This window comes from Streptomyces cirratus, from assembly GCF_014650775.1.
Taxonomy (GTDB): domain Bacteria; phylum Actinomycetota; class Actinomycetes; order Streptomycetales; family Streptomycetaceae; genus Streptomyces; species Streptomyces cirratus.
This window is the reverse complement of record NZ_BMVP01000015.1, coordinates 102,194-128,244: the sequence shown is the minus strand read 5'-3', so window position 1 is coordinate 128,244 and position 26,051 is coordinate 102,194. Positions and strand designations below refer to the sequence as shown.

Sequence of the window (26,051 nt, the reverse complement as noted above, 5' to 3'; positions counted from 1 at the left end):
GGCGTTGTCAGTGGCGTAGGGGAGCATCGGAGCTGTGAGAGCCGCGCCGACCATCCTCCACCTGGACATGGACGCCTTCTACGCCGCCGTGGAGCAGGCGTCGAAGCCGAGCCTGCGCGGAAAGCCGGTGATCGTCGGCGGTCTCGGGCCGCGCGGGGTCGTCGCCACCGCCTCCTACGAGGCCAGGCGTTTCGGGGTGCATTCGGCGATGCCGACGGCGCAGGCCAGACGGCTGTGCCCCAACGGCGCGTACCTGATTCCCCGCTTCACCCTGTACCGGGAGGTCAGCGAGACCGTCATGGCCCTGCTGCGGGCGCTGTCACCGCTGGTGGAGCCGCTCAGCCTCGACGAGGCCTTCGTGGACCTGGAGGCGGGCGGGGTCGCCTTCGACTCGGCGGCCGCCCGTGAGACGGGGGAGCGGCTGCGGGCCGACATCATGGCCGCCACCGGGCTCAGCGGCTCCGTCGGGCTGGCCGGCTCCAAGATGCTGGCCAAGGTCGCCTCGGAGGAGGCAAAACCGGCCGGGCTGCTGCTGATCGAGCCCGGGACGGAACGGGAACTGCTCGCGCCGATGTCGGTACGGACCCTGCCGGGCGTCGGGCCGGCCACCGGGGAGCACCTGCGGCGGGCCGGGATCACCACGGTGGGGGACCTGGCCGAGGCCGGGGAGGACGAGCTGGTCCGGATGGTGGGGCGGGCCCACGGGGCGGGGCTGTACCGGATGGCGCTGGGCCTGGACGACCGGCCCGTGGTCTCCGAGCGGGACGCGAAGTCGGTGTCCGTGGAGGACACCTTCGACGTGGACCTGCACGACCGCGTGCGGATCCGGTACGAGGTGCAGCGGCTCGCCGACCGCTGTGTGGGACGGCTGCGGGGCTCTGGGCACTCCGGGCGCACGATCGTGCTCAAGGTGCGGCGCTACGACTTCTCGACGCTGACCCGCTCGGAGACGCTGCGGGGCCCGACCGACGACCCGGCGGTGGTGCGGGAGGCGGCCCAGCGGCTGCTGGAGGCCGTGGACACCACCGGCGGGGTGCGGCTGCTGGGGGTGGGGGTGACGGGGCTTGCGGACTACACCCAAGAGGACCTCTTCGCCCAGGCCGCCGACGCCCTGGCTGACGCGCCGGGCGCGCCGGAGGGCCCGGGGGGCGGCCCTGCGGGGGAGGCGCAGGCCCGTGCGCCGCAGGAGGCGCGGGAGCCCGGCGGGGCGGCAACGGCGGCCGTGGGACCCGCGCCGGTCATCGGCGGGGTGGAGGAGCCGGAACCGGCCGCGGAGCGCCGCTGGCCGGCCGGCAGCGACGTCAGGCACGCGGTGTACGGCCCGGGCTGGGTCCAGGGCAGCGGAATCGGCCGGGTGACCGTGCGCTTCGAGCAGCCCGGATCGGCGCCGGGCCGCGTACGCACCTTCCGCCTGGACGACCCCGAGCTGGAACCGTCCGACCCGCTGCCGCTCGTGGGCGAGGAGGTCCCGGACGGGGCTTGAGGAGTCAGCCTTCGCCGGCCAGGCTGCCGAAGTCCCGGGGCTGCTGCGGGGACGCGGGGCGGTGGAAGTCCGCCGGGAGGGTCACGTCCAGCCCGTAGTGGTGGTAGAGCTGGAGCTCCTGCTCCGGCGAGAGGTGGCGGCCGACGCCGAAGTCCGGCGCGTCCTTGATCAGGGAGCGTTCGAAGGGGACCCGGAGGGTGTCGTCGACCACCTCACTGGGCTCCAGGGGAACGAAGGCGTCCCGGCTGAACAGGCCGGTCCGTACGGCGGCCCACTCGGGCACGCCCGTGGCATCGTCGAGGTAGACCTCGTCCACGGTGCCGATCTTGGCGCCATTGCGGTCGAACGCCTTGCGGCCGATGAGACTGCGGGGATCGATGTCGGTCTGCACGGTCCGGTCCCTCCAAGTGGTCGCAGCTGTTCCGTAATGACTCGTAATGACTACAGAAGGGCAAATTCTCGGCGGGGGCCACTCGAGGGAGCTTCCAGATCCTCGCTGGTAGGCTGGGTAGCGGCTGTTGACCCTGTGCGGGAGAGTCCTCCGAGTGAGCACGACGGAGGCGCCGAAGGAGCAAATCCTCCCCGGAATCTCTCAGGCATACGTACCGCACGTGACGAGGCCACTCTGGAAAGCAGGGGCGGGTACCGGTGCGCAGCGCGGTGCCTCCCCTCACCGACGGTGAAAGCCGGATCTCGTGGGTCCTTCCCGCGGCTCCGGTGAAGCTCTCAGGTTGAGATGACAGAGGGGGAGGCCGTCCGGGTGCCCGCGCCGTGGTGCCCCTCGCAGGTCGTACGACCAGGAGGCCTCCGTACATGACCGCCAACCGCATTCCGCTCTCTCAGCTGGAGCGAGGCATCCCCTTCGAGCAGCGCCACATCGGCCCGGATGCCGAGGCGCAGGCCAAGATGCTCGCTCAGGTGGGCTACGGCTCCCTGGACGAACTGACCGCCGCCGCGGTACCGGATGTGATCAGGACCGCGGACGCGCTGAACCTCCCCGAGGCGCGGACCGAGGCCGAGGTGCTGGCCGAGCTGCGCTCGCTCGCCGACCGCAACCAGGTCCTCTCCTCCATGATCGGCCTCGGCTACTACGGCACCTTCACGCCGCCGGTGATCCTGCGCAACGTCATGGAGAACCCGGCCTGGTACACGGCCTACACGCCGTACCAGCCGGAGATCTCGCAGGGCCGGCTGGAGGCGCTGCTGAACTTCCAGACCGTCGTCGCCGACCTGACCGGCCTGCCGACCTCGGGCGCCTCCCTGCTCGACGAGGGCACCGCGGCCGCCGAGGCCATGTCGCTGGCCCGCCGCGTCGGCAAGGTCAAGGGCGGTGTCTTCCTGATCGACGCCGACGCGCTGCCCCAGACCATCGCGGTGATCGAGACCCGCGCCGAGCCCATCGGGGTCGAGGTCGTCGTCGCGGACCTGTCCGAGGGCATCCCGGCCGAGATCGCCGAGCGCGGTGTCTTCGGTGTGCTGCTCCAGTACCCCGGCGCCTCCGGTGCGGTGCGGGAGATCAAGCCGGTCATCGACCAGGCGCACGAGCTGGGCGCGATCGTCACCGTCTGCGCCGACCTGCTGGCGCTGACCCTGCTGGTCTCCCCGGGGGAGCTGGGCGCCGACATCGCCGTCGGCACCACGCAGCGCTTCGGCGTCCCGATGGGCTTCGGCGGACCGCACGCCGGCTACATGGCGGTCCAGGCCAAGCACGCCCGCTCGCTGCCCGGCCGCCTCGTCGGTGTCTCCGTCGACGCGGACGGCAACAAGGCGTACCGCCTCGCGCTGCAGACCCGCGAGCAGCACATCCGCCGCGAGAAGGCCACCAGCAACATCTGCACCGCGCAGGTGCTGCTCGCCGTCATGGCCGGGATGTACGCCGTCTACCACGGTCCGGACGGCCTGCGCACGATCGCCCGCCGGACCCACCGCTACGCCGCCCTGCTCGCCGCGGGCCTGACCGCCGGCGGGGTCGAGGTCGTGCACGGCGCGTACTTCGACACCGTCACCGCCCGGGTTCCGGGGCGGGCCGCCGAGGTCGTGGCCGCCGCCCGCGAAGGCGGGGTGAACCTCTACCAGGCCGACGCAGACCTCGTCTCCATCGCCTGTGACGAGACGACGCTGCGCGCCGACATCGAGGCCGTCTGGGCCGCCTTCGGCGTCACGGCGGACATCGAGGCGCTGGACGCGAGCACCGAGGACACGCTGCCCGAGGGCCTGCTGCGTTCGGACGCGTACCTGACGCACCCGGTGTTCCACCAGCACCGCAGCGAGACCGCCATGCTGCGCTACCTGCGCAAGCTCGCGGACAAGGACTACGCGCTGGACCGGGGCATGATCCCGCTGGGCTCCTGCACGATGAAGCTCAACGCGACCACCGAGATGGAGCCGGTGACCTGGCCCGAGTTCGGCCAGCTGCACCCGTTCGCCCCGGCCGAGCAGGCGGAGGGCTACCTCACGCTCATCACCGAGCTGGAGGAACGTCTCTGCGAGGTCACCGGCTACGACAAGGTCTCGATCCAGCCGAACGCCGGCTCCCAGGGTGAGCTCGCCGGCCTGCTGGCCGTGCGCGCCTACCACCGCGCGAACGGCGACGAGCAGCGCACCATCTGCCTCATCCCGTCCTCCGCGCACGGCACGAACGCCGCCAGCGCGGTGATGGCCGGCATGAAGGTCGTCGTCGTCAAGACCGCCGACGACGGTGAGGTGGACGCGGACGACCTGCGCGCCAAGATCGAGCAGTACCGCGACGAGCTCGCCGTCCTCATGATCACCTACCCCTCGACGCACGGTGTCTTCGAGGAGCACGTCGCCGACATCTGCGCCCAGGTGCACGAGGCGGGCGGCCAGGTCTACGTGGACGGCGCCAACCTCAACGCCCTGGTGGGTCTGGCCAAGCCGGGCCACTTCGGCGGAGACGTCTCGCACCTGAACCTGCACAAGACCTTCTGCATCCCGCACGGCGGCGGCGGTCCGGGCGTCGGCCCGGTCGGTGTCCGGGCGCACCTCGCCCCGTACCTGCCCAACCACCCGCTCCAGCCGACCGCCGGTCCGAAGACGGGCGTCGGCCCGATCTCGGCGGCGCCGTGGGGCTCGGCCGGCATCCTGCCGATCTCCTGGTCCTACGTCCGTCTGATGGGCGGCGACGGCCTCAAGCGCGCCACCCAGGTGGCGGTGCTCGGTGCGAACTACATCGCCAAGCGCCTGGAGCCGCACTACCCGGTGCTCTACACGGGCCCCGGCAACCTGGTCGCGCACGAGTGCATCATCGACCTGCGTCCGCTGTCGAAGGCGACGGGCGTCAGCGTGGACGACATCGCCAAGCGTCTGATCGACTACGGCTTCCACGCGCCGACGATGTCCTTCCCGGTGGCCGGCACGCTGATGATCGAGCCGACGGAGTCCGAGGACCTCGCCGAGATCGACCGTTTCTGCGACGCCATGATCGCCATCCGCGGCGAGATCGAGCGGGTCGCGGGCGGCGAGTGGCCGGTGGACGACAACCCGCTGGCCAACTCCCCGCACACCGCGGCGGCGCTCGGCGGCGAGTGGAACCACCCGTACAGCCGCGACGTGGCCGTCTTCCCGGGCGGGGTCACCGCGGCCGAGAAGTACTGGCCGCCGGTGCGCCGGATCGACGGCGCCTTCGGCGACCGGAACCTGGTGTGCTCCTGCCCGCCGCTGGACGAGTACGACGCCTGAGTCGTCGTCCCGTAGACGGATGACGTAGGGGGCCGGTCCCGGAGCGTACGCTCCAGGGCCGGCCCCCTCTGCGTGAGCGGGCTGCCTACGCGATCGCGAGCGGGCGGTGCGGGGCGATGATCTGGCCGTCCGGCAGCAGCTCACCGGTGTCCTCGAAGAGCAGGACGCCGTTGCACAGCAGACTCCAGCCCTGTTCCGGGTGGTTGGCCACCGGGCGCGCGGCCTCCCGGTCGGCGGACTCTGATGACGGGCAGGCGGGCTGGTGCTGGCACATGGATGCGTTCTTTCGCTGCGGTGTGGTCTGCGTGCTACGGCTCGATGTGTGTTTCAAGGCCGTCCCCCTGTGTTTCATCCCCGCACCAGCGGGGAGCTTGTCGTCAGTCTTCCCCCATGACGGCTGCTTCGCAGGGATTTCCCGGCAGCTGTCCTCATAGATTGATGACGCATCACTCGTGCGGGCGGTTCAGCCAACTCCCCTGCCGATCGGGGTGGTTCCCCGCTGGTCCAAGCGGGCTAGGCCGCATGGGCCACTAGGGCCATGCCGGTCGGTCCGTGCAGGTCAGGCGGCCGGAGCGGCCACCGGCGGCGGTGTCGGAGGTGCCGTACGCCGCAGCCTGCGGGTCAGTACGGGCAGCAGTTCGGACACCGGGTGCGGCCGGTAGGGGGCGATCCCGGGCGGGGCGGGAGCCAGCGGCACCAGCAGGTCGGCGGCGGCCGGCAGACCGGCGGAGGCGTCGGCGTTCACGGCTCCGTGCAGCCACAGCGTCAGCATGTACAGCTCCGGTACGGACAGCAGCCTCGGCTGGTATCCCTGGGCGAGCGACTCCGCCTGGCGCAGCGCGCGTTCCGTCGCGGCGACGTAGGGGCCCTCGAAGAAGTGCGAGAAGGCCCAGCCGTCGGGGGTGAGGCGGGTGTCGGCGGCCGCGACGAACCGGTCGCCGCTGCGGATCAGGAACCGCCAGCCCGTCAGTCGCGTCCGGGGCGGCCTGCCGCCGGGGGACAGCGCCGAGGCGTTCAGCCGGTCGAGGACGTGGACCGGGAGGGGGAGTTCGGCGGTGACCGGGCCGTGCGGGGCGCGCAGGGAAGGCGTGTGTGCCTCGTTGACGGCGGTGGGGGAACCGAGTGCCGCGAGGACGCTGCGCAGGGCGGGCGCGGGAGCCGGAGGGACATGCAGCGGCATGGTGGGTCGCCTCTCACTTGGGAGACCGGTGCTACGGGAGAAGGTGCGGACGGCGCTGTCGCATTCTGGGGTCAGAGGTGGGCTGTGGGGCAATGGCCGCGCGCCAACTCTCTGCCTCGTTTGCGGAGTTTATACGACATGTGTTCACGCAATGTTTCGGCTAGCTGTCCCGGCTATTGCCGACAAGGCGATTACCGGTCCCGCTGACCTGACATACATGCCGGTTGCACGCGGACATGCAGCGCTGACCTCGGAGGTTACCGGACGGGGGCTCGGCTGGAAAGCGCCGGTTATCCGGAATGGGCAAAGTCAACGGGGAATTTGCTCAAACGTACTTGCCGGGTGAATGTGCCGGAGCGCCGTTCGCGCCAAACCGGCGCGCGCTCGCGGCCACGCGCGCCCCCACGGCGTTAGCGATCATGCCGCTGGGGCATCATCGACCGTAACGCCCGCCTGGATGCTGTGGGGACGGGCCACTTGAGGAGGGACACCTCGATGGGGGAGAAGGTCGTGGCAGGCGGATTCGACCTGTCCGATCGGCAGCGGTATCGGAGGAAGCTGCGGGAGTGCCTGGAGGGCCTGGAGCGACTTCTGGCAGAGCAGAGGTTCGATCGCCCCAAGAACATGATGGGGCTGGAGATCGAATTGAATCTCGCGGGTGCCGACGGGTTGCCGAAAATGGTGAATGCCCAGGTCCTGGAACGGATAGCGAGCCCCGATTTCCAGACCGAGCTCGGAATGTTCAACCTGGAGGTCAACGTCCTCCCGCACCGTCTGGAGGGCCGCGTTTTCGACCAGCTCGCCGAGGAACTGAGCGCGGGACTGCACTACGCCCACCGGCAGGCCGCCGAGATCGACGCGGGCGTGGTGATGATCGGGATCCTGCCGACGGTCTCCCGCGCCGACCTGGCCCTGGCCAACCTCTCGGCGGTGGACCGCTACTCGCTGCTGAACGAGCAGATCCTGATGATGCGCGGCGAGGACTTCACCCTCGACATCGAGGGGGTCGAGCGGGTCACCTGGACCACCGGCTCGATCGTGCCGGAAGCGGCCTGCACCTCCGTGCAGTTGCACTTGCAGGTGACCCCGGCCCGGTTCGCGGACGTGTGGAACGCGGCGCAGGCGGTGGCCGCGGTGCAGATAGCCGTCGGCGCCAACTCCCCGTTCCTGTTCGGCCGGGAGCTGTGGCGGGAGTCCCGTCCGCCGCTGTTCACGCAGGCCACCGACACCCGGCCACCGGAGCTCCAGGCGCAGGGCGTGCGGCCGCGTACCTGGTTCGGGGAGCGCTGGGTGGAGTCGGCGTACGAACTCTTCGCGGAGAACGTCCGCTACTTCCCCGCGCTGCTGCCGATCTGCGACGAGGAGGAGCCGCTGCGGGTGCTGGACGAGGGCGGGGTGCCGAGCCTCCAGGAACTGGTCCTGCACAACGGCACGGTCTACCGCTGGAACCGGCCCGTGTACGGGGTCGCCGACGGGGTGCCGCACCTGCGGGTGGAGAACCGGGTGCTGCCGGCCGGGCCGACGGTGGCCGACGTCGTGGCCAACGCGGCCTTCTACTACGGGCTCGTACGGACGCTCGCGGACGAGCCGCGGCCGGTGTGGACCCGGCTCCCCTTCGCCGAGGCGGAGGCCAACTTCGACGCGGCCTGCCGGTACGGGATCGACGCCCGGCTGCGCTGGCCGCGCCGGGGCCGGGGCGCGGGCCTGGCGAGCGTACCGGCGGTGCGGCTGGTGCTGGACGAGCTGCTTCCGATGGCGGCGGCGGGCCTGGACGCGTGGGGCATCGCCCCCGCCGACCGCGACCGCTGCCTCGGGATCATCGAGGAGCGCTGCCGGCGCCGGGTGAACGGGGCGACCTGGCAGGTCGACACCTACCACCAGGCGCTCGCGGGCGGCCTGGAGCGCGACGCCGCACTGGCCGCGACCACCCGGCGCTACAGCGAGCTGATGCACCGGGGCGACCCCGTGCACACCTGGCCCGTCGGGCTCCCGGAGCGGGAGGTGGACGCCTCGGCGGCGATCGGCCGCTGACCCGCCGGGTCCGGTGCGTCCCCGGCCCCGCCCAGGGGGCACTATGGGGGTGGACAACGGGACGGCGGGACGGGAGTCGCACGTGCGGGTGGAGCCGGAGCCGGTGGCCGAGGACCGGCGGGAGGACGGCCGCGGGTACCTGCGGACCGAGACGCTGCTGGTGCTCGCGCTCTCCCTGGGCGCGAGCGCGGTCTCGGCGCTGATCAGCTTCACCGGCTCGCTCACCAAGCCGGGCGGCCTCAAGGACCAGGCCGCCACGCTCAACGGCTCGTACGCGCCGGGTCGCCCGTGGCTGGACCTGGCGTGGCAGCTGTTCGGGATCGCGACCGCGCTGGTTCCCGTCCTGCTCGTCGCCCACCTGCTGACCCGGGAAGGCGCGCCGGGGCTGCGGGTGCTCGGCTTCGACCGCACCCGCCCCGGCTGGGACCTGGGCCGGGGGGCGCTCGTCGCGGCGGGCATCGGCAGTGCGGGGCTGGCGTTCTACCTGGCGTCGCGGGCCGCCGGGTTCAACCTGACGGTGGTGCCGGAGGCGCTGCCCGACGTGTGGTGGAAGTTCCCGGTGCTGATCCTCTCCGCCGTGCAGAACGCGGTGGTGGAGGAGGTCATCGTGCTGGCCTACCTGCTGCGCCGGCTGGACGGGCTCGGCTGGTCGCCGACGGCGGCGCTGCTGGCCAGCTCGGTGCTGCGCGGCTCCTACCACCTCTACCAGGGCGTCGGCGGCTTCGTCGGCAACATGGTCATGGGCGTCGTCTTCGTCCTGGCCTACCGCCGCTGGGGCCGGGTGGCTCCGCTGGTCATCGCGCACGCACTGCTCGACATCGTGGCCTTCGGCGGGTACGCCCTGCTGGCGGGCCACGTCTCCTGGCTGCCGACTCCCTGACGGGTCAGGGGCCGGTGCGCAGCTCGCCGTCCAGGACCGTGACGGCGCCGCCGGTCAGGAGCGTACGGTCGCCGGCGAGCCGGACGGTGACCAGGCCGGTGCGCGTCCCGCCCTGGAGGCCCACCAATTCGGTGCGGCCCAGCCGGGCGGCCCAGAACGGGGCGAGCGCGGTGTGGGCGCTGCCGGTGACGGGGTCCTCGTCGATGCCGACGGCGGGGAAGAAGCCCCGGGAGACGAAGTCGTACCCGCGGGAGGGGTCCTCGGCGGCCGCGGTGACGATCACCCCGCGGCGGGCATAGGCACGCAGGGCGGCGTGGTCGGGCGTGAGGTCCCGCACGGCCCGTTCGCCGGCCAGTTCCACCACCAGGTCGCCGATGTGGGCAGAGGTGTCGTGGACGGACAGGACCGGGGCGCCGAGGGCGCGCTCCACCTCGGCGGGCGTCTCGACGGGGGTGAGCGAGGACGTCGGGAAGTCCATCGTGATCCGGCCGTCGTCGCCGGCCCGAGCCGTCAGTACGCCGCTGCGCGTGGCGAAGCGGATGAGGCCGTTCGCGAGGCCGCTCGCCGCGAGGACGTGGGCGGTGGCGAGGGTGGCGTGGCCGCACATGTCGACTTCGGTGGCGGGCGTGAACCAGCGCAGCGCCCAGTCGGCGTCCCCGCCGGACGGCAGGGGACGGGCGAAGGCGGTCTCGGAGAGGTTGACCTCGGCCGCGACCTGCTGGAGCCACTGGTCAGCGGGGAACTCCCCGTCAAGGAGCAGCACCCCGGCGGGGTTCCCTCCGAAGGGCCGGTCGGTGAAGGCGTCGACGATTCGAATGCGCATGCCCCCGACCGTAGGGCGGCCCCTTGATCGCAGCCAAAGTCCAATGCGAGGCGACTGGCCCTGTCGGTGAAAAGTTTCCGATATATCGTTGACGCATCGCGAGTGGTCGGCGATAGTGGAGTCATCGGAGCCCGGAAGCGGGGTTCGAAGAAGCGATCGCAAGCGATCGACATCGAGATCGACCGATGACGAAAGGAGCGCAGTCATGCGTTCACACGGACAGCACGGACACGGCCACGGGTACGAACACGGACGGGGTCACGGTCACTGCGGGCCTGAGCGTCGGGAGGAGTTCATGGGGCGGCGGGCCGCCTTCGGGCCGTTCGGTCCGCCCTTCGGCGGAGGGCCCTTCGGCGGGCGCGGGGGACGGGGCGGGCCGCGCGGCCGCGCCCGGCGCGGAGATGTGCGCGCCTCGATCCTGGCGCTGCTCGCCGACCGGCCGATGCACGGCTACGAGATGATCCAGGAGATCGGCGAGCGCAGCGGCGGGGCCTGGAAGCCCAGCCCGGGCTCGGTCTACCCGACGCTCCAGCTGCTCGAGGACGAAGGCCTCATCACCAGCGAGAGCGACGGCGGCAAGAAGCTGTTCACGCTCACCGACGCCGGCCGCACCGAGGCCGAGTCGGGCCCGTCGGCCCCGTGGGCCGAGGCGGGCCGGGGCTTCGACTTCGAGGCGATGCAGGAGATCCGGACGGCCGGAGTCGGCCTGATGGAGGCGTTCGGCCAGGTCTTCAAGACCGGCACGCCCGAGCAGCGCGAGAAGGCCCTCGCGGTCATCAACGACGCCCGCAAGAAGCTCTACCTCATCCTGGCCGACGAGCACTGATCCCGGCCGCACCTCCCGCGGAACGCCGGCGCGCCCCACGAGTCCTCTCGTGGGGCGCGCCGGCGCGTGTGCCCGGGGGCGCTCAGGCGACCAGAGCCGACAGCTTGCGCAGCGATTCGTTCAGGGCGGCGGTCGCGGAGTCCTTGAGCTTGCCCGCCATCAGCGAGACGGCGGCTCCGGTGAACTCGCCGTCGATGCGGACGGTGGTGGCGCCGCCGTCCGGGATCAAGGTGTACCGGGTGAGGACGGCCACGCCCATCGGCCCCTTGCCGGTGATGGCGAAGAGGCGCTCGTCCTCCAGCTCCGAGACGGTCCACAGCACCTCGGCGGGGAAGCCCATCATCTTCATGTTCTCGGCGAAGGTGGAGCCGACCGCGAGGGTCTGCGGGCCGCCCTTGGGGAAGTCGGTGTGGGTCATGCTCCACTGGCCGTACGCGTCCCACTCCGTCAGCTGCGCCCAGACCTTCGCGGCGGGCGCCTCGATGCGTGATTGCGCGGTGACTTCGGCCATGCGACCACCCCTTCTCGTCGGGTACGTGCGCGGAACGTAGCCCCGGCGACCGGAACATTCAATACTGACGACCTGTCAGAAAAGTAGCGGCCGCGGGCCCCGGCCCCCGGTCCGTCTCAACAGGTGTCACTCAGGTGATACTCCTGTCCGGCCCTGCCATGATGACCCCATGCAAGCGTCAGGGAAGAACGCCGGAATGGGCCTCGCCCTGATTTCGGCGTGCGCGTTCGGTGGCTCCGGAGTCGCGGCGAAGCCGCTGATCGAGGCGGGCCTGGACCCGCTCCACATGGTCTGGCTGCGGGTGGCCGGAGCGGCGCTCGTGCTCTTCCCGCTGGCCTGGCGCCACCGCGACCTGGTGTGGCGCAAGCCGCTGCTGCTGGCGGGGTTCGGGCTGATAGCCGTCGCCGGCGTGCAGGCCTTCTACTTCGCCTCGCTCTCCCGCATCCCGGTCGGGGTGGCCCTGCTGCTGGAGTACCTGGGCCCGTGCCTGCTCCTCGGGTACATCCGGTTCGTGCAGCGCAAGCCCGTGACCCGTGCCGCGGCCGCCGGAGCGACCGTGGCGGTCGTCGGGCTGGCCTGCGTCGTGGAGATCTGGGCCGGGCTCAGCCTGGACCTGCTCGGCGTGCTGCTCGGTCTCGCCGCCGCCTGCTGCCAGGCCTGCTACTTCGTCTTCGCGGACCAGGGCAGCGACGAGGGCGACGTCCCCGACCCGCTCGGCGTGATCGCGTTCGGCATGCTCATCGGAACGCTGGTCATGACTGTGATCGCGCGCCCGTGGCAGATCGACTGGCAGGTGCTGGCCGGCGACGCCGTCATGGGTGACATGACGGTGCCCGCGCCGGTGCTGCTCACCTTCGTGGTGCTGATCGCCACCGTGTTCGCGTACCTGACCGGCGTCGTCGCCGTGCGCAGGCTGTCGCCGCAGGTCGCGGGTGTCGTGGCCTGCCTGGAGGCGGTCGTCGCGACCGTGCTCGCCTGGGTGCTCCTGGGTGAGCGCCTCTCCACCTGGCAGACGTTGGGCGGAGCGCTCGTCCTGGGCGGGGCGTTCATCGCGCAGTCCTCGCGCCCCACCCCGCCGGCGGCGCCCGAGCCGGCCGCGCTGGACCGTGAGGCGACCAACGTCTAGGGTGACGAACATGCCTTCGACCGCCGTGCTTCCGCCTCCCGCCGCCTAGCGCGGGCGGCCCTCACGCAACAGTCCCGGCCCGGAACGTACCCGGGCGGGTTCGCGCTGCCCGCGAAGCGATGACCGGCTTTCCTCATCCTTCACGCATGCGCGGAGACACCTGTGTCGAACCAATCGCCCGTTGCCGGGCGCAGTCTGCTGTACCTCGTCATCGCCGGAGCCGCCTGGGGCACCGCCGGAGCGGCCGCCTCGCTCCTCTTCCTGGCCAGTGACCTCGGCCCGCTCGCCCTGTCGTTCTGGCGGAGCGCGGGCGGGCTCCTGGTCCTGGCCGGGGTGCTGGCCGTGCGCCGCCGCCCCGCGCCGGCCGCGCCCCGACCCTCGGTCCCGTCACTGATCGGGACCGGCCTGATGTTCACCGTGTTCCAGGCCGCGTACTTCGGCGCCGTGCGGGAGACCGGCCTGGCGGTCGGCACCGTCGTCACCCTGGGCGCCGGGCCGGTGCTGATCGCGCTCGGCGCGCGGTACTGGACGGGTGAGCGGCTCGGCCGGGGCGGAGCCGCCGCCGTCGGCGGGGCGCTGGCCGGGCTCGCCGTGCTGGTGCTGGGCAGCGGTGGTGGTGAGGTGCGGCCGCTCGGCGTCGGCTGGGCGCTGCTGTCGGCGGCGGGCTACGCCGGGATGACCCTGCGAGCCCGTTGGCTGGGGCAGCGCGGGGAGGGTGGCGACCCGCTCGTCACCACCGCATGGTCGGTCGGGGTGGGCGCGGTGTGCCTGCTGCCGCTCGCCGTGCTGGAGGGGCTGCTTCCGCACACCGCCGAACCGGCCCGGGTGGCGTGGCTGCTGGTCTACGTCGCAGTGGTGCCGACGGCCCTCGCGTACGCCCTGTACTTCACCGGGGCCGCCGCGGTGCGGGCCGCGACGGTGTCCGTGATCATGCTGATCGAGCCGGTGAGCGCCGCGGTGATCGCCGTCCTGGTGCTCGGGGAGCGGCTGACCGGCGCCGTGGTGCTGGGCACCGTACTGCTGCTGACGGCGGTCGGTGCGCTGATCGCCGCCGAGGCGCGGCGGCCTGCGGGCGGGCCGGTGGAGGTCCGGCCCGCCCCGGTGGCTCAGAGCGCGGCGAGGTAGCCGGGAACGGCGGTGCCGGGGGCCAGGTCGGCGGCCGGGACCGGGGTCCCGTACGCCGGGGCGACCGGGACCACGCCCGACCAGTAGGGCAGGTCCAGGTCCTCGGCGTCGTCGTTCGGGCCTCCGGTACGGAGCTTCGCCGAAACCTCGTCGAGGTCCAGGCGGATCACCGCCGTGGCCGCGAGTTCCTTGGCGTTGGCCGGACGGGAGTCGGCGGAGCGGCCCGGAACGACGTGGTCGACCAGGGCGTCGAGCGCCATGCGGCACTCGCCCTCGTCGGTGACCTGGTAGGCCGTGCCGTGCACCACGACGGAGCGGTAGTTGAGGGAGTGGTGGAAGGCGGAGCGGGCCAGCACCAGGCCGTCGACGTGCGTGACGGTCACGCACACGGGCAGGCCGGGGTCGCTCTTCCCGGCGGCGAGCAGCGGGCGCGAGCCCGTCGAACCGTGGATGTAGAGCCGGTCGCCCACGCGGCCGAAGAGCGTCGGCAGTACCACCGGCGCGCCGTCGCGGACGAAGCCGAGGTGGCAGACGTAGGCCTGGTCGAGTATCGAGTGGACCGTCTCGCGGTCGTAGCGCGCCCGCTCCTTGGAGCGGGTCGGGACGGTGCGCGAGGTGGGCGAGTACGAGCCGGTCGGTGTGGCGTCCGTGCTCGCCGGGTCGCTCGCCGGGTCGCTCGGCTGGTCGGTCGGCTCGGTGACGGGCGTGACGCTCATGGTGCGGACTCCGTTGTACTAGTGCATAATGTTCTTTGTGCTAGGAGAGTATCGGATTACAGGGCGTCGCGCATCGGACATCGCGGCCAGCGTCGAGGCGGGCGTCGGATCGGGTGCGCTCGCGCCCGGCGCGCTGCTGCCGCCCATGCGGGAGCTGGCCGGGCTGCTGGGGGTCAACCCCAACACCGTCGCCGCCGCGTACCGGACGCTGCGCGAGCGCGGGGTCATCGAAACGGACGGGCGGCGCGGCAGTCGCGTACGGGCCCGGCCCGCGACCGCGCCCCGCGACGAGCTGCGCGCGGTCGTTCCGGAAGGCGTACGGGACGCCGCGTCGGGCAACCCCGACGTGTCGCTGCTGCCCCCACTGGACGGGGCACTCGCCGCCGCGGCCGACCGGTACGCGAAGGCGCCGACCCTGTACGGGGACGACCCGGTGGCGCCGGAGCTGGGCCGCCTCGCCAAGGCCGGCTTCGACGCGGACGGGGTGCCGCCCGGAGCGATGGCGGTGACCTCCGGCGCGCTGGACGGCGTCGAGCGGGTGCTGGCCGCGCATCTGCGGCCGGGGGACGCGGTGGCGGTGGAGGACCCGGGCTGGGGCAGCATGCTTGACCTGGCGGCCGGCCTGGGCCTGCGCCTGCTCCCGGTGCGGGTCGACGACGAGGGGCCGCGCCCGGAGTCGGTGGCGCGGGCCCTGGCCGCGGGGGCCCGGGGACTCGTGGTGACGGCCCGGGCGCAGAACCCGACGGGCGCGGCGGTGAGCGCGGCCCGGGCGGCGGAGCTGCGAGAACTGCTGGCCCGGCACCCCGAGGTGCTGGTCGTGGAGGACGATCACGGCCACGGCATCGTGGACCTGCCGCTCAACTGCCTGGGCGGAGTGACCCGGCACTGGGCGCTGGTCCGCTCGACGGCGAAGGCGTACGGGCCGGACCTGCGGCTCGCCGCGCTGACCGGCGACGCGGTGACCACGGACCGGGTGCGCGGCAGGCAGCGGCTGGGGCCGGGCTGGGTGAGCCGGCTGCTCCAGTACGCGGTGGTGGAGCTGTGGACGTCGGGCGCGGTGGATCCGGCGGCGGTGGCCCGGTCCTACGGTGAACGGCGGGACGGGCTGGTCGCGGCGCTCGCGGAGCGCGGGGTGCGGGCTCAGGGGCGCAGCGGGATGAACGTGTGGGTGCCCGTCGCCGACGAGACGGGGACGGTGACCCGGCTGATGGGCGCCGGGTGGGCCGTGGCGCCGGGTGCGCGGTTCCGGGTGGAGAGCGGCCCGGGGGTGCGGGTGACGGTGTCCCAGCTCGCGCCCGCCGAACTGCCGGGCCTGGCCGACGCGGTGGCCGCGGCGGTCAGGCCGGTGGGAGGGGGCCGGTTCGGCTGACCACCGCCGGGGCGGACCCCCGGCGGGGTCCGCGGATAGGGCCCGTCCGCGTGCGGTGTCAGGCGGGCTTGGTGCCGGACGAGGGCCGGGCCTGGGTGAGGGCGGCGCCCGCCAGGACGACGGCCGCGCCGACCGGGGTGTTCCAGTGCAGCTGCTCGCCGAGGACGAGAACGCCCGCCGTGGTGGCGATGACCGGGACGAAGTACGTGACCATCTGCGCGGTGGTCGGGCCGATCTCCGCCACCAGGCCGTACTGCATCTGCAGGGCCGTGCCCGTCCCGAGGGCGCCCAGCGTGATCACCGCCAGGGTCGGCCAGAGCGGGAACCCGGCGGGCGCCGAGGTGAACAGCACGCTGACCAGGAGCAGCTGGAGCGTCGAGACCATGAGCTGCGCCGCGGTCATCGCCACCGGCGAGCCGGGCGTACCCGCCAGCGTACGGCGCACGTAGATCCAGCCGATCGGGTAGCAGAGCGAGGCGAGCAGCGCGAAGGCGGCGCCCCTGGCGTCGACTCCGGAGAACCCCTGCCAGGCGCCGAGCACGGTCAAGACGCCCAGGAAGCCGAGCCCCAGCCCCGCGAACCGGCGACGGGTCGGGCGGTCCTCGGACAGCGCCACCAGCGAGAGCACCATGCCCCACAGCGGCGACGTGGCGTTGCAGATGCCCGCCAGGCTGGACGGGATGCTCTGCTCGGCGAAGGCGAACAGCGAGAACGGCACGGTGTTGAGCAGCAGCGCGCTCACCGTCAGATGGGCCCAGGTGCGCCGGCCGCGGGGGAGGGGCTCGCGGCGGACCAGCAGCACGCCGAGGAGGGCGAGCGCCCCGGACAGGACCCGGCCGAGGGCGACGTGGAAGGGTGCGTAGCCCTCCGTGCCCACCTTGATCAGGAGGAAGCTGAAGCCCCAGATCACCGACAGCGCGGCGAACCGCACGCGCCAGTCGAGGGTGCGGCCGCGGCGGGCGGAGGTGGCGACGGAGGTCGGGGTGGAGGTGGCCGTCGGGGCGGAACGGGCGGTGGCGGGTGCGCTCATGGGTTCACCTTGGTGCCCAAGAAGCATTAGAACAAGCGAGATTTGCTCGCCGTGACGCCGTAGCATCGCTTACATGTTGAACCTGGAGCGCCTGCGCACCCTCGATGCCCTCGCCCGTCACGGCTCCGTCGGCGGCGCCGCGGACGGCCTGCACGTCACCACCTCCGCCGTCTCCCAGCAGATGGCCAAGCTGGAGCGCGAGGTCGGGCAGCCGCTGCTGGTCAAGAACGGGCGCGGGGTCCGGCTCACCGACGCGGGGCGGCTGCTCGCCGGTCACGCCGCCCGGATCATCTCCCAGGTGGAACTCGCGCAGGCCGACGTCGAGGCCCAGCGCGGCTGCGCCGTCGGGGAGCTGGGCATCGGGGCCTTCCCGACGGCGATGCGCGGACTGCTGCCGCCCGCCCTGTCCGCCCTGCGGGTCGACCACCCCGACCTGCGGCCGAGGGTGCGGGAGCAGGCGCCCGAGGACTCCATGGCGGCCGTCGTGCGCGGTGACCTCGACCTGGCGCTGGCCATCGACTGGTACAACAAGCGGATGCCGGTGCCCGCCGAACTCACCCGGATGCACCTGCTCGACGATTCCTGCGACGTCGCCGTCCCAGCCGGCCACCGGCTGGCCGGGCGGAGCGAGATCTCCCTCGCGGAGTTCGCCGCCGACGAGTGGATCTCCTGGAACGAGGGCCAGTTCTGCCACGAGTGGCTGGTGTTCACCCTGCGCGACATGGGCATCGAGCCCCGGGTCGCGCACATCGCCGAGGAGCACCACACCCAGCTGGCCTTCGTGGAAGCCGGCCTCGGGGTGTGCGTGACGCCCCGGCTCGGGCGCGGACCGGTGCCCGAGGGGGTCCGGCTGCTGCCCGTCCGGGACGCGGTCCAGCGCCACGTGTACGCGCTCTGGCGGGCGGACGCCGGCCGGCGGCCCTCGATCCGGGCCGCCGTGGAAGCCCTGCGGACCGCCGCGCTCGGTCTCTAGTGCTGTGGCCGGCAAACCTTTCCGGTCACAGCACCAGGGCGGCCCCTACAGCTTGCGGAAGTCCCAGGAGACGACCGAGTCCGGGGTGAGCTTGATCCAGGCGTGCCGCCCGTCGTGCGGCATCTCCGCGATGCCGAAGTTCTTGGCCGGGAACAGGCGCTCCGGCTCCGCGAGTTCGGGGCAGGGCTCACCGGTGCGCGGGGCCTCGCCCACGAAGACGGCGCTGCCGCAGAGCTCGACCCCGCGCAGTTCGTCGTACGCCTCACCCGCGTCCACGACCACCGAGATCCGCGGATCCGCGCGCAGGTCCGACCAGCGGCGGCTGCGCGTGATCGAGTACAGCCACAGCGACCGGCCGTCCCAGGCGAACCACAGGGCGCCCACGTGCGGGCGCCCGTCGGGGGAGACCGTGGCCACCCGGCAGGTGCGCTGCTCGCGCAGGAAGGCGTCCACTTCCCCGTCGGTCATCATGATGCGCCGGCCCCGCCGCTGGGTTCCCTCCACACGCGTCCCGTCCATGCGTCCCGCACCCCTTCACATCTGACTGTGTGTCAGGAATCATGCGGGATCGACGGTCGTCACGCCAGGGGGAGCCATGCCGGAACTCGCGCCCGCACCGGAAACCGCCACCACCGCGCTGCTCACCGTCGAATGCCAAAGCGGCGTGGTCGGGGCCGAGAGCGCGCTGCCCGAACTGGCTCTGGAAGCACGGGAGTCGGGGATGCTGGGCCGGGTCGCCGCCTTGGTCGCCGCCGCGCACCGGGCCGGGGTGCAGGTGCTGCACGCGGTCGCCGAACGCAGACCCGACGGGCTCGGGGCCAACACCAACGCCCGGCTCTTCCGGGCCGCCGGGAAGCTGCCGGTGCGCCAGCTCTCCGGAAGCCGCGCCGTCCAGGTCGCCGCACCCATCGAGGTGGCCGAGCGGGACCTCGTCGTACGCCGCCTCCACGGGCTCTCACCGATGGCCGGCACCGACCTCGACCCGCTGCTGCGCAACCTCGACATCCGCACGCTGGTCGTGACCGGGGTCTCGTCCAACATCGCCATCCCCAACACCGTCTTCGACGCCGTGAACCTCGGCTACCGGGTGGTGGTCCCCTCGGACGCCATCTGCGGCGTCCCCGCCACCTACACGGACGCGGTGCTGCGCAACTCCCTCTCCCTCGTCGCGGCCATCACCACCACCGAAGCACTGCTCAAGCAGTGGGCCGGTCATCCCCCGTCCGGCGGATGACCGAACGGCTTCGGCCCGTGGAAACCCGGTGGGTCGCGGCGATCACGACGCCTGCGCTGGCGGGGGAGCCCTCGGTACTTCTCAGGGGGCGGGGAACCGGCTGAGCTGAATGGATACCCTCGGGAAATGCTTACAGAAGTGACGGCGACCCGCTACGTCACGCCTCTGCGTGAGGGCGGCTCGCTGCCGGGGATCGTCGAGGCCGACGATCTCGGGACCTACGTCATGTAGGCCCCGTGGTCAGCCCCGCGGCCTGCGGTTTTCCGTGGCCACAGGGTGCTGACCTGCACGGATTCTTCTTCAGGCGCTTTCACGGGCTTTCCTGCTTGTGCCGCTCGAACTCCCCACGGCCTCCCCGTGCGGCGGCAAGTCTCCCCACGCGCTCCCCGGGAGTCCGGTGCGGCGAGGCGGGTCCCCTCCCGCCGTCGGTCTGTCCACGTATGACGGCGTCCGTGGTGCCTCCCGGCGCATCCTGGCCGAGCGCAACGCCCGGCGAGGCCGAACGCCTCGCACGCCGTGCAGGCTGAGGAGGCGCGCGCCCGCCACCGTGCGCCCCTGGTGCGCTTCGAGAGCGTTGCGTCACTCCCTGGAGCTCCTTGTCCCCTTCCTGGTCCGTACCTAGCCTGTCAGTGCGCCGAAGATCAACTCGGTGAGCGCCTGTGCCCGGAGCGATTCGTTCGAGGTTTGAGCTTCCGGCACTGAATCCGTTCGGTGTTCCGCCGCTGATGGCTTTTGCACGACAGCGCCACCCCCCACTCCGCTGAAGGAGAAGTTCGCATGGATGCTGAGCCCATTGCATTGGTCGGGATCGGGTGCACGCTCCCCGGTAAAGTGCACGGGCTGGATGACATGCAGACGGTTCTGCGGGAAGGGCGCGACTGCATCGAGGAGCTCCCGTCCAGCCGGTGGGACGTGGACGAGTTCTACGATCCCGACCCTCTGGCCCCGGGCAAGACCTACGTCCGCCACGGCGGATTCGTAGACGACGTCGACCGCTTCGACGCGGCGTTCTTCGGGATCCCGGACGCCGAGGCGGTCCGCATGGACCCTCAGCAGCGCCTGCTCCTGCAGACCGTGTGGCACGCCCTGGAGCACGCGGGGCAGGATCCCGACGAGATCAGGGGCAGCAACACCGGCGTCTTCCTGGCGCTGATGAACAGCAACAGCTACTTCGTCCTCAAACACGACGCCATGGGCCTCAACGGCATCACGGGCTACGACGCGATGAGCGACGCGATCAGCATCAGCGCCGGCCGCATCGCCCACTTCCTCGACCTGAAGGGGCCGTGCTTGGCGGTCGACACCGCCTGCTCCGGGTCACTGGTCGCCCTCCACCTCGCCCGGCAGTCCATCCTCACCGGCGAGTGCGACTCAGCCGTCGTTGCCGGGGTCAATCTGATCCTCAACCCCGAGGTCCACATCGCTTTCTGCAAGGTGGGCCTGTTCTCCCCCAGCGGGCAGTGCCGGGCGTTCGACGCGCAGGCGGACGGCTACGTCCGCAGCGAGGGCTGCGTGGCCGTCCTGCTGCGCCGTCAGTCGCTCGCCGAAGAGCGGGGCGACCCGATCCTGGCCAGCATCGTCGGTACCGCGATCAACCACGACGGGCGCACCCCCGCGTTGACCACCCCCAACAGCCGGGCCCAGGAGCAGGTGATCCGCACCGTGCTCTCCCGTACCGGCATCGACCCCGCCCAGGTCGATTACGTTGAGGCGCACGGCACCGGAACCCCGGTCGGCGACCCCATCGAGATGGGCGCCATCGTCAACGCGTACGGCCGGGTCCGCACCGCGGGCCGGCCGCTGTACGTCGGCTCGGTGAAGAGCAACTTCGGGCACACCGAAGCCGCCGCCGGACTCCTCGGCGTCGTCAAGGCCGCCCTCTCCCTGCACCACGAGACCATCTACCCCAGCATCCACTTGGACCGGCTGAACCCCAAGATCGATCTGAACGGTGCCACGGTGGAGATCCCCACCGAGTCCGTGCCCTGGCCACGCGGGGACGCTCCGCGCCTGGCCGCCGTCAACTCCTACGGCTACAGCGGCACCAACGCCCACGCGATCCTGCGGGAGGCACCGCGGCCCCAGCCCCAGCCAAAGCCCCAGCCGCGCCCCGCCGAACTGCTGGTGCTGTCCGCCAAGTCCCCCGAGAGTCTGGACGTCCTGGCCGACCGCTGGGCGGAGCACCTCGCCGGGACCGACCGGGAGACCCTGCCCGCGGCCGTCTTCACCGCCGCCGCCGGGCGCGCCGCGCACCGCCATCGGCTCGCGGTGACCGGGCGGAGCGGCATCGAGATCGCAGGCGACCTCCGGCTGTGGCGGACCCGCCGGACACCGCCGTCGGTCTCCAGCGGGCATCCGGCCAAGCGCGCCCGGACCGCCTTCGTTTTCACCGGCCAGGGCGTTCAGTACCCGGGCATGGCCCGCGAGCTGTACGAGAGCGAACCGGTCTTCGCCGACGCCATCGACCGGTGCTCCGACGTACTCGACGGCGAACTGCCCGTTCCGCTGCGGCGGATCCTCTTCGAAGAGCAGCCCGCGGAGGCGCTCGACGACACGCTCCTGGCACAGCCGGCGCTGTTCGCCGTCGAGTACGCGCTCGCCGCCCAGCTGCGTTCCTGGGGAGTCGTCCCGGACGCGGTGGCCGGGCACAGCGTCGGCGAGCTCGCCGCCGCGTGCGTGGCCGGCATGCTGTCCCTGGAGGACGCCGCCCGCTTCACCGCGCTGCGCGGCCGGCTCATGGCCGCACTGCCGCGCGACGGCGTGATGCTGGCCGTCGCCGCGGACCCGGAGACCGTGCAGGGCTGGGTTGCCGGGCGGGAGGCCGACGTCTGCGTCGCCGCCGTGAACGGCCCGCGCTCCGTGGTCGTCTCGGGCCGGGCAGAGGCCGTGGACGAGGTGGCGCGCCTCGCCGAGACCTACCGCAGCCCGACCGCCCGGCTGCGCACCTCCCACGCCTTCCACTCGCCGCTGATCGACCCGGTCCTGCCCGAGCTGGCCAAGGCGGCCGCGGGCCTGCGCCCGGCCGCTCCGGCCGTACCGGTGTTCTCCAACGTCACGGGCGAGGCCCTGACCGGCGCGGAAGGACCGGAATACTGGAGCCGGCAGGCCCGCCGCCCCGTCCGGTTCCACGACGGCATGCGTGCGGTGGCCGCCCTCGGGTGCACCGTGGTCGTCGAGATCGGTCCGCACCCCGCCCTGCGGGCGCACGTCCCGGAGGCGTTCGGCCCCGACAGCGTCACCGTGATCCCCACCCTGCTGCGCGACGGGCGCGACGTACGCAACCTCCTTGCCACCGTGGGCGCCCTGTTCACGGCGGGGGCCGCCGTCGACCTGCCCGCGCTCTACCGGGGCCCGCGCCACCGCCGTACCTCGTCGGCCCCGCAGTACCCGTTCCGCAAGGACCGGTACTGGCTGACGCCCGCGCCGGACGCCGGCCACGACGGGCAGGCGGAAGCGGCTCCCGGCCGGAAGGCGGCCCCGGCCGAGCCGCGGCCCGCCACCCGGACCGTCCACCGGCACGACCTGCCTCCGGGCACGCCGTGGGCGGACCACCGCATCCTCGGGTCGACGGTTTTTCCGGCCACCGGCTACCTGGAACTGGCCGTCAAGGCCTACGCCTCGGCCAACGGCCACACCTCCGCGCCGGTCGAGCTGACCGACGTCGGCTTCGTCCGGCCTCTCCTCCTGGCCCCCGCTAGGACCAGCGGCGTCCACGTCGACCTGGAGGACGACGGCTCCGCCACGGACGGCCACTTCCGGTTCACCGTGGCCGGATCCGACGGGGACGCCCCGCCCCGGTACTGCCAGGGAAAGGTCGGACCGGCCGCGCGGCAGGACCGCTCCGGGACCCGCCTCGAGGAGCTCCGCGCCGCGATGCCCACCGAGCTGGCGCCCGGGCGGCTCTACGGGCGGCTGCGCGAGGACGGCATGGAGTACGGCGCGAGCTTCTCCACCGTCCGCGAGCTGTGGCTCGACGAGGCAGGCGGCCAGGCACTGGGCCGGATCACGGCCGCTCCGGACGGGGCGTCCCGCGTGAGCCACGAGCACCGGTTCGCCACCATGCTCGACGGCTGCCTGCACTTGACCGCCGCCGCGGCGCACGACGGCGCGGCCAGGGGCGGGACCTACGTCCCGGTCCGCGTCGGCCGCATGGTGCTGCACGGCCCCCTCTCCGACCAGATCTGGGGGCACGTCCGGCTGCGGCCGGGCGACAGCGCAGCAGCGTTCACGGCCGACCTGCGCGTCCTCGACGACACCGGGAACGTCCTCGCGGACATGGAGGACGTCGAGTTCCGGCGCATCGCCTCGCTGACCGACAGCTTGGCCGTCCCGGCCGTCCCGGCCGCACGGGCCCCCGGCGACCCCTCCCGCGAGAGCGGAGACGCACGGCAGGAACTGCGGGGGCGCGTCGAGTCCCTGCCGGCCGAAGAGCGCCGCCAAGTGGTCATCACCTGGCTGACCGACGAGATCATCGAAACGCTCGGACGGATGTCGGCCGATCTGGAGTTCGACAGCCACGACCTCGACCCCTCCCTGGCCCTGCTGGAGATCGGCCTTGACTCCCTGAGCGTCACGGCACTCCAGCGGCGCATCCAGGAGAAGCTCGACTTCCGCTTCAAGGCCATGGAGGCACTGGAATACCAGAGCGTCGAGGAACTGGCGGGGTACCTCCTCGAACGGGTGATCCTGGCGGACCCGGCCGGCGCCGCCACCGCCCTGACGGACTCCTGAACCTGCCTCCCGTTACACCCGGCAGACCACCGGGCGAATCCCACCAAGAGGGGAAGTGCCAGCGACCGTGCTGAGCCCCGACTTCGTCAACAGCTACCTCGACAGCCACCTCGGCGAGCGCCAGGTCAACAAGATCCAGCACGGCTTCCCGTCGCCGCGGTACTGGAACGAGCTGTCCGTGCCACTCGAAGAGATCGGCGACGACCGCCGCCACCTGCGCGCAGCGGTCGGCAAGTCCCCGGTGTTCCTGTACGTCGGTGTCCCCTACTGCATCAAGACCGACCCCGGCAAGTGCGGGTACTGCCTGTTCCCCGTAGAGGAGTTCCAGGGCAACGCCGCCCTGGAGAACTACTACGGCTACGTGGAACGCGAAGCCGAGATGTACCGGGAGCAGATGGAAGGCTCCGTCCTCGCCGGGGCGTACTTCGGCGGGGGCACCTCGAACCTCTACAGGGCCCCGGTCTACCACCGGCTGATGGACATGGTGCGCCGCCTCTTCCCCGAGATCTCGGAGCAGGCGGACCTCACCCTGGAGGGCATTCCCCAGCTCTTCACGCGGGAGAAGATGGAAGCCGTCCGCGACTCCGGGATGAACCGGATCAGCATGGGCGTCCAGCAGATCAACGAACGGCTGAACAGCCTCAGCGGGCGCAAACAGACGACCAAGCACGTCGTCCAGAGCCTGGAATGGGCCCGCGAACTCGGGCTGTCCGCCAACGTCGACCTCATCTTCGGCTGGCCCCAGCAGACCGTGGACAACATGCTGGAGGACCTGGAGACACTGGTCTCCTGGGACGTTCACGACATCACCCACTACGAGCTGAACGTCGGCGGCCCGACCGACTTCGCGCTCAACCGCTACCACGAGCTGCCCAGTACCCTGGCCAACCTGGAGATGTACCGCGCGGGGCGCGACTTCCTGCTCGACCGCGGCTACCAGCAGCTCTCCACGTACAACTTCCGCCGCCCGGGCGACCCTGCGGCCCGCGATTTCCGCGAGGGCTACCTCCCCCGTTTCGAGCACATGGACACGCTGGGGCTCGGCTACGCGGCGATCACCTTCTTCGGCAACCCCGCGCTCCCGTCGGGCCGCTCCTGGTCGTTCATCAACCATCGCAGCCTGTCCCAGTACAAGGCGGCCATCGACCACGGCCGCTTCCCGGTCGAGCGGGGCTTTCGGCACACCCCCGACGACTGGCTGATGATGCTGCTCTTCCGCAGCCTCATCAGCACGGAGGTCGACCGGACCCAGTACCGCGCCGCCTTCGGCGTCAACGTCTACGAGAAGTTCGCCACCGTCTGGGACGCCCTGGCCGAGCGGGGCTACGCGGAGATCACCCCGGAGCGGATCCGGCTGGTCGGGGACGGCGCGTTCTACGCCCCCATGATCTCCGCCCTGATCGCTGAGGAGCGTTACCGCGAGCTGCGCGAGGAGGTCGCACGGCGAAAGAAGGAGGAGTCGCGCCGGCCCGCCCCCGCGACGGGCGTGCCACTGCCCATGCCCGCGACAGGCGTGCCGTTGCCCATGCCCGGGGTGGGCAGTGGTGGATGACCTCCCCCTGGCGGGGCGCGGCTGCGTCATCACCGGCGGATCGCGGGGCATCGGTGCCGCGGTGGTACGGCTGGCGCTGGCGCAGGGCGCCGACGTCGTCTTCGGCTACCACAGCGGAGAGGAACGGGCCCGTGCCCTGGCCGAGGAGCTGCGCGCCGCCCACCCCGGCCGGCGCTGCGTCCCGCTGTATGCCCACGTCGCCGACGCCGCCGAGGCCGAACGCTTCGCCACCGCCGCCCTGGGCCACCTGGACCGGCTCGACGTCCTCGTCAACAACGCCGGCGTCACCCGTGACACCCTGTTCGCCCGCATGGGCGCGCAGCAGTGGCACGAGGTCATCGGTACCAACCTCGACAGCATGTACACCGTCACCAAGCCCCTGCTGATGCCCCTGGTGAAGCAGCGCAGCGGCGCCATCATCAACATCGCCTCCTCCTCCGGGCTGCACGGCATCCCCGGCCAGACGGCCTACTCGGCGGCGAAGGCCGGGGTCATCGGCTTCACCAAGGCCCTGGCCAAGGAGATCGGCTCCCGGGGTGTCACCGTCAACGCCGTCGCCCCCGGCCTGATCGAGACGGACATGACGGCGGCGATCCCGGAGGAGAAGGCCGAGTTCCTCAAGTCCCTGATCCCCGGCCACGCGTTCGGCTCCCCGGAGGACGTGGCACACCTGGTGTGCTTCCTCGCGTCCGACCGGGCTCGCTATATCACCGGGCAGGCCATCGAGATCTCCGGCGGACTGGTCGTGTAGGCCGTGCGGGT

21 protein-coding genes, 1 pseudogene and 1 riboswitch are annotated in these 26,051 nt (G+C 72.2%); of the genes and pseudogenes, 14 read left to right on the top strand and 8 right to left on the bottom strand.

The window, feature by feature from the left end:
- Positions 1 to 34 precede the first annotated feature (34 nt).
- The gene (locus IE207_RS27620) at positions 35 to 1,483 is read left to right on the top strand and encodes a DNA polymerase IV (RefSeq protein WP_190187028.1); all 1,449 of its coding nucleotides are present in this window, start codon (positions 35 to 37) and stop codon (positions 1,481 to 1,483) included.
- A gap of 4 nt (positions 1,484 to 1,487) precedes the next feature.
- Here IE207_RS27620 and IE207_RS27615 read toward each other — a convergent pair whose 3' ends face one another.
- Positions 1,488 to 1,874 carry a PRC-barrel domain-containing protein gene (locus IE207_RS27615; protein ID WP_190187027.1) on the bottom strand — a complete coding sequence of 129 codons (387 nt, stop codon included), beginning with the start codon at positions 1,872 to 1,874 and terminating at the stop codon, positions 1,488 to 1,490.
- A gap of 128 nt (positions 1,875 to 2,002) precedes the next feature.
- A riboswitch (glycine riboswitch) is annotated at positions 2,003 to 2,101 on the top strand.
- A gap of 195 nt (positions 2,102 to 2,296) precedes the next feature.
- Here IE207_RS27615 and gcvP point away from each other — a divergent pair.
- On the top strand, positions 2,297 to 5,182 hold the full coding sequence (gcvP, locus tag IE207_RS27610; RefSeq protein WP_190187026.1) for an aminomethyl-transferring glycine dehydrogenase: 2,886 nt from the start codon (positions 2,297 to 2,299) through the stop codon (positions 5,180 to 5,182).
- Positions 5,183 to 5,267: 85 nt separating this feature from the next.
- Here the strand turns inward: gcvP and IE207_RS27605 are convergent, their stop codons facing one another.
- Both IE207_RS27605 and IE207_RS27600 read right to left on the bottom strand, forming a co-directional pair.
- Positions 5,268 to 5,456, bottom strand: coding sequence for a DUF5999 family protein (locus tag IE207_RS27605; RefSeq protein WP_190187025.1), 189 nt, complete (start codon positions 5,454 to 5,456; stop codon positions 5,268 to 5,270).
- 285 nt (positions 5,457 to 5,741) lie between these two features.
- Positions 5,742 to 6,362 carry a hypothetical protein gene (locus tag IE207_RS27600; RefSeq protein WP_190187024.1) on the bottom strand — a complete coding sequence of 207 codons (621 nt, stop codon included), beginning with the start codon at positions 6,360 to 6,362 and terminating at the stop codon, positions 5,742 to 5,744.
- 495 nt (positions 6,363 to 6,857) lie between these two features.
- Between IE207_RS27600 and IE207_RS27595 the strand changes: the two genes are divergently transcribed.
- Entirely contained in the window at positions 6,858 to 8,393 is a 1,536-nt protein-coding gene (locus IE207_RS27595; RefSeq protein WP_190187023.1) for a glutamate-cysteine ligase family protein, read from the top strand.
- A gap of 43 nt (positions 8,394 to 8,436) precedes the next feature.
- On the top strand, positions 8,437 to 9,273 hold the full coding sequence (locus IE207_RS27590; protein ID WP_229874047.1) for a CPBP family intramembrane glutamic endopeptidase: 837 nt from the start codon (positions 8,437 to 8,439) through the stop codon (positions 9,271 to 9,273).
- Positions 9,274 to 9,277: 4 nt separating this feature from the next.
- Here the strand turns inward: IE207_RS27590 and IE207_RS27585 are convergent, their stop codons facing one another.
- Positions 9,278 to 10,096, bottom strand: coding sequence for a PhzF family phenazine biosynthesis protein (locus IE207_RS27585; RefSeq protein WP_190187022.1), 819 nt, complete (start codon positions 10,094 to 10,096; stop codon positions 9,278 to 9,280).
- 205 nt (positions 10,097 to 10,301) lie between these two features.
- Between IE207_RS27585 and IE207_RS27580 the strand changes: the two genes are divergently transcribed.
- Complete coding sequence (locus IE207_RS27580) at positions 10,302 to 10,922, top strand: PadR family transcriptional regulator (RefSeq protein WP_190187021.1); 621 nt, start codon at positions 10,302 to 10,304, stop codon at positions 10,920 to 10,922.
- Between the two features lie 82 nt (positions 10,923 to 11,004).
- On the opposite strand, the gene IE207_RS27575 is transcribed toward IE207_RS27580, so the two are convergent.
- Positions 11,005 to 11,433 carry a type II toxin-antitoxin system Rv0910 family toxin gene (locus IE207_RS27575; RefSeq protein ID WP_190187020.1) on the bottom strand — a complete coding sequence of 143 codons (429 nt, stop codon included), beginning with the start codon at positions 11,431 to 11,433 and terminating at the stop codon, positions 11,005 to 11,007.
- Positions 11,434 to 11,602: 169 nt separating this feature from the next.
- Between IE207_RS27575 and IE207_RS27570 the strand changes: the two genes are divergently transcribed.
- Together IE207_RS27570 and IE207_RS27565 are read left to right on the top strand one after the other, a co-directional pair.
- On the top strand, positions 11,603 to 12,559 hold the full coding sequence (locus tag IE207_RS27570; RefSeq protein WP_190187019.1) for an EamA family transporter: 957 nt from the start codon (positions 11,603 to 11,605) through the stop codon (positions 12,557 to 12,559).
- Between the two features lie 162 nt (positions 12,560 to 12,721).
- Positions 12,722 to 13,684 carry a DMT family transporter gene (locus IE207_RS27565; RefSeq protein WP_229874045.1) on the top strand — a complete coding sequence of 321 codons (963 nt, stop codon included), beginning with the start codon at positions 12,722 to 12,724 and terminating at the stop codon, positions 13,682 to 13,684.
- On the opposite strand, the gene IE207_RS27560 is transcribed toward IE207_RS27565, so the two are convergent.
- Positions 13,666 to 14,400 (bottom strand): pyridoxamine 5'-phosphate oxidase family protein, encoded by a 735-nt coding sequence (locus tag IE207_RS27560; RefSeq protein ID WP_190187018.1) that lies wholly within the window; start codon positions 14,398 to 14,400, stop codon positions 13,666 to 13,668. The genes IE207_RS27565 and IE207_RS27560 overlap by 19 nt on opposite strands.
- Before the next feature lie 37 nt (positions 14,401 to 14,437).
- Between IE207_RS27560 and IE207_RS27555 the strand changes: the two genes are divergently transcribed.
- On the top strand, positions 14,438 to 15,769 hold the full coding sequence (locus tag IE207_RS27555; RefSeq protein ID WP_190187043.1) for an aminotransferase class I/II-fold pyridoxal phosphate-dependent enzyme: 1,332 nt from the start codon (positions 14,438 to 14,440) through the stop codon (positions 15,767 to 15,769).
- Between the two features lie 58 nt (positions 15,770 to 15,827).
- On the opposite strand, the gene IE207_RS27550 is transcribed toward IE207_RS27555, so the two are convergent.
- On the bottom strand, positions 15,828 to 16,799 hold the full coding sequence (locus IE207_RS27550; RefSeq protein WP_190187017.1) for a DMT family transporter: 972 nt from the start codon (positions 16,797 to 16,799) through the stop codon (positions 15,828 to 15,830).
- A 73-nt stretch (positions 16,800 to 16,872) separates the two neighbouring features.
- On the opposite strand from IE207_RS27550, the gene IE207_RS27545 reads away from it, so the two are divergent.
- On the top strand, positions 16,873 to 17,772 hold the full coding sequence (locus tag IE207_RS27545) for a LysR family transcriptional regulator (RefSeq protein ID WP_190187016.1): 900 nt from the start codon (positions 16,873 to 16,875) through the stop codon (positions 17,770 to 17,772).
- A gap of 45 nt (positions 17,773 to 17,817) precedes the next feature.
- Here IE207_RS27545 and IE207_RS27540 read toward each other — a convergent pair whose 3' ends face one another.
- Positions 17,818 to 18,276 carry a pyridoxamine 5'-phosphate oxidase family protein gene (locus tag IE207_RS27540; RefSeq protein WP_190187042.1) on the bottom strand — a complete coding sequence of 153 codons (459 nt, stop codon included), beginning with the start codon at positions 18,274 to 18,276 and terminating at the stop codon, positions 17,818 to 17,820.
- Positions 18,277 to 18,367: 91 nt separating this feature from the next.
- On the opposite strand from IE207_RS27540, the gene IE207_RS27535 reads away from it, so the two are divergent.
- The 5 genes and pseudogenes from IE207_RS27535 (at position 18,368) to IE207_RS27520 (ending at position 26,040) form a co-directional block, all read left to right on the top strand.
- On the top strand, positions 18,368 to 19,006 hold the full coding sequence (locus tag IE207_RS27535; RefSeq protein ID WP_190187015.1) for an isochorismatase family protein: 639 nt from the start codon (positions 18,368 to 18,370) through the stop codon (positions 19,004 to 19,006).
- A 126-nt stretch (positions 19,007 to 19,132) separates the two neighbouring features.
- Positions 19,133 to 19,234 (top strand): annotated as a pseudogene (locus tag IE207_RS34355) (HipA family kinase); the annotation flags it as partial.
- 549 nt (positions 19,235 to 19,783) lie between these two features.
- Entirely contained in the window at positions 19,784 to 23,737 is a 3,954-nt protein-coding gene (locus IE207_RS27530; protein ID WP_190187014.1) for a type I polyketide synthase, read from the top strand.
- A gap of 55 nt (positions 23,738 to 23,792) precedes the next feature.
- On the top strand, positions 23,793 to 25,289 hold the full coding sequence (locus IE207_RS27525) for a coproporphyrinogen-III oxidase family protein (RefSeq protein WP_190187013.1): 1,497 nt from the start codon (positions 23,793 to 23,795) through the stop codon (positions 25,287 to 25,289).
- Positions 25,282 to 26,040: an SDR family oxidoreductase gene (locus IE207_RS27520; RefSeq protein ID WP_229874043.1), complete on the top strand. Its 759-nt coding sequence runs from the start codon at positions 25,282 to 25,284 to the stop codon at positions 26,038 to 26,040. The genes IE207_RS27525 and IE207_RS27520 overlap by 8 nt, the downstream gene beginning before the upstream one ends.
- The last annotated feature ends 11 nt before the right edge of the window (positions 26,041 to 26,051 follow it).

What these genes read in the sequence shown, in the direction of transcription:
- gcvP (WP_190187026.1), top strand. Translation starts at nt 2,297, where the DNA reads ATGACCGCCAACCGCATTCCGCTCTCTCAGCTGGAGCGAGGCATCCCC.
- IE207_RS27605 (WP_190187025.1), bottom strand. Translation starts at nt 5,456, where the DNA reads ATGTGCCAGCACCAGCCCGCCTGCCCGTCATCAGAGTCCGCCGACCGG.
- IE207_RS27600 (WP_190187024.1), bottom strand. Translation starts at nt 6,362, where the DNA reads ATGCCGCTGCATGTCCCTCCGGCTCCCGCGCCCGCCCTGCGCAGCGTC.
- IE207_RS27595 (WP_190187023.1), top strand. Translation starts at nt 6,858, where the DNA reads ATGGGGGAGAAGGTCGTGGCAGGCGGATTCGACCTGTCCGATCGGCAG.
- IE207_RS27590 (WP_229874047.1), top strand. Translation starts at nt 8,437, where the DNA reads ATGGGGGTGGACAACGGGACGGCGGGACGGGAGTCGCACGTGCGGGTG.
- IE207_RS27585 (WP_190187022.1), bottom strand. Translation starts at nt 10,096, where the DNA reads ATGCGCATTCGAATCGTCGACGCCTTCACCGACCGGCCCTTCGGAGGG.
- IE207_RS27580 (WP_190187021.1), top strand. Translation starts at nt 10,302, where the DNA reads ATGCGTTCACACGGACAGCACGGACACGGCCACGGGTACGAACACGGA.
- IE207_RS27575 (WP_190187020.1), bottom strand. Translation starts at nt 11,433, where the DNA reads ATGGCCGAAGTCACCGCGCAATCACGCATCGAGGCGCCCGCCGCGAAG.
- IE207_RS27570 (WP_190187019.1), top strand. Translation starts at nt 11,603, where the DNA reads ATGCAAGCGTCAGGGAAGAACGCCGGAATGGGCCTCGCCCTGATTTCG.
- IE207_RS27560 (WP_190187018.1), bottom strand. Translation starts at nt 14,400, where the DNA reads ATGAGCGTCACGCCCGTCACCGAGCCGACCGACCAGCCGAGCGACCCG.
- IE207_RS27550 (WP_190187017.1), bottom strand. Translation starts at nt 16,799, where the DNA reads ATGAGCGCACCCGCCACCGCCCGTTCCGCCCCGACGGCCACCTCCACC.
- IE207_RS27545 (WP_190187016.1), top strand. Translation starts at nt 16,873, where the DNA reads ATGTTGAACCTGGAGCGCCTGCGCACCCTCGATGCCCTCGCCCGTCAC.
- IE207_RS27535 (WP_190187015.1), top strand. Translation starts at nt 18,368, where the DNA reads ATGCCGGAACTCGCGCCCGCACCGGAAACCGCCACCACCGCGCTGCTC.
- IE207_RS27530 (WP_190187014.1), top strand. Translation starts at nt 19,784, where the DNA reads ATGGATGCTGAGCCCATTGCATTGGTCGGGATCGGGTGCACGCTCCCC.